This window comes from Aeromicrobium sp. PFPM2_SD2 (genome assembly GCF_057364525.1).
The window spans coordinates 1-819 of the sequence record NZ_JBNFNZ010000694.1; the positions used below are offsets into that span (position 1 = coordinate 1).

Consider the following 819-nt stretch of genomic DNA (forward strand, 5'->3'; position numbering starts at 1 on the left):
GTACGGGTCGCGGCGCCCGGCCACGACGTCGTCGCGAGCCCGCCGAGGGCGTCGTCCTCGCCGACAGACCCGAGCCGGCGCTGCACCTCGACCAGGGCGATCGCCTCGACCTCGCGCCGTGCGCGCTCGGTGCGGCGGCGCACGAGCTCCCCGGACTCGCGCAACGACGCGTGGTGCGCGCGCACCGCCTCCACGACCTCCTCGACGCCCTCGCCCTCGGACGCGACGGTCATGAGCACCGGCGGCTTCCAGGCCTCGTCGCGGCGCTGGCCCAGCGAGAGCATCGAGCGCAGCTCGCGCCGCGTGGTCTGCGCGCCGTCGCGGTCGGCCTTGTTGACCACGAACACGTCGCCGATCTCCAGGATGCCGGCCTTGGCCGCCTGGATGCCGTCGCCCATGCCCGGCGCCATGAGCACGACCGACGTGTCGGCCGACGAGACGATGTCGATCTCGGACTGCCCGACGCCGACGGTCTCGACGAGCACGACGTCGCAGCCGGCCGCGTCCAGCACCCGCACGGCCTGCGGGGTGGCCCACGACAGCCCGCCGAGGTGTCCGCGCGTGGCCATCGACCGGATGTAGACGCCGTCGTCGGTGGCGTGGTCGCCCATGCGCACGCGGTCGCCGAGCAGGGCTCCCCCGGTGAACGGCGACGACGGGTCGACGGCCAGCACGCCGACGCGCGCCCCCGTGCGCCGGAAGGCGGACACGAGGGCGGACGTGGTGGTCGACTTGCCGACGCCGGGCGCGCCGGTGATGCCCACGACGTGGGCACCCCCGGCGTGCGGCGCGAGCGCGGCGCGTGACCTCGCGCAGCTG

1 protein-coding gene is annotated in these 819 nt (G+C 75.8%); it reads right to left on the reverse strand.

The window, feature by feature from the left end; all coding sequences use genetic code 11:
* Positions 1 to 819: methylmalonyl Co-A mutase-associated GTPase MeaB (meaB, locus tag AC2W7G_RS17525; RefSeq protein ID WP_485869561.1), on the reverse strand; the 819-nt coding region annotated here is incomplete at both ends.